The organism is Citrobacter sp. Awk 2, from assembly GCF_028069815.1.
Classification (GTDB): Bacteria; Pseudomonadota; Gammaproteobacteria; order Enterobacterales; family Enterobacteriaceae; genus Citrobacter.
Map to the genome: position 1 here is coordinate 1 of NZ_JANEWL010000219.1, position 1,120 is coordinate 1,120.

1 protein-coding gene and 1 pseudogene are annotated in these 1,120 nt (G+C 34.9%); both read right to left on the minus strand.

Features of this window, described 5'->3' with window-relative positions; translation table 11 throughout:
- Nucleotides 1–40 precede the first annotated feature (40 nt).
- Complete coding sequence (locus tag NNO02_RS23265; protein WP_271455875.1) at nucleotides 41–895, minus strand: ATP-binding protein; 855 nt, start codon at nucleotides 893–895, stop codon at nucleotides 41–43.
- Nucleotides 882–1,120 (minus strand): annotated as a pseudogene (locus NNO02_RS23270) (hypothetical protein); the annotation flags it as partial. The gene NNO02_RS23265 and the pseudogene NNO02_RS23270, both read right to left, overlap by 14 nt.

Sequence of the window (1,120 nt, forward strand, 5' to 3'; positions counted from 1 at the left end):
GCTTGCAGATTGGCAGACTCGTTGAGATTTCCCAAGGAAATCATGATAGTACAATTGCAACCATACGAAATATAAAAGGTGTATCATATGTTACGTTTTCAATGCTGGGGTTGAATTTTTGCTTGTTTAATGTCACAGCATGCTTGAATTGGCTAACTTGATTGTGTGAGTTTGATTCGTTGCTCTCAATAAACATGCTCTCCAGTTCTTCAGAGTTCATGAGCCAATATGGTAATTGCAATGTGTCTATATCCAATCTATTTAATGTAAATGATTCTTTTTCCTCTAAACTGAAGGCTGCAGTATATTCATCGTGCAAATCGAATATTACAATATGAGAGTTTTTTTTGTTTGTCTTGTTTTTATTTTCTTTAGAATTAATTCCAACTGCGTCATGCAATATCTTTGCTACAGCGCAGGATTTTCCAGAGCCAGTTGAACCTACGATAGCTATATGTTTACTGAAAAATCTATCTCCATGAATCTTAAGGTATATATCTTTATTCATCGATAATCGCCCTAAGGGGAAACTATGCTCGGCATCAACAGCAAATATTTTATCAAGTGTAGATTGTTGCGCTATATAAACATCTTCGGTTGGCACGGGAAGCAGTAAACTACCTCTGTCGAAACCATATTCATCACTTAAGTTACCAATTGCCTGACATTCTAATAAGAATTGCCAGCAGGGAGCTCCGTTTTGATCTAATGATGATACCCCTTTTATATTTCGTATGGTTGCAATTGTACTATCATGATTTCCTTGGGAAATCTCAACGAGTCTGCCAATCTGCAAGCTTTTTTTATGCTCTTCAAAAGTCGCCAAATCTTTAATTGTGACGATAATTGAACCTGGAGCACATGATAAAACACAACCAATATTATTCATACGCATCTGAAATTCCTAACATAAATTTTACTTCATTGAATGATTTAGTACCCAGAGACTCAATATTAACATCAAGGACATCCAATTCGTTAAAATCAGATTCTCCGATTACAAATAAGTCTGCTGGTTTTACTTTACTTAATATGGATAAATGCTCATCAGTTTGTAATGTACGAATATGAAATTCTCTATTAAGATTACCATCTCGTTTCGAAATGATAGGATCTCTAA

Excerpts from the sequence above, each read along its gene's own strand:
- NNO02_RS23265 (WP_271455875.1), bottom strand. The coding sequence starts at position 895 with ATGCGTATGAATAATATTGGTTGTGTTTTATCATGTGCTCCAGGTTCA.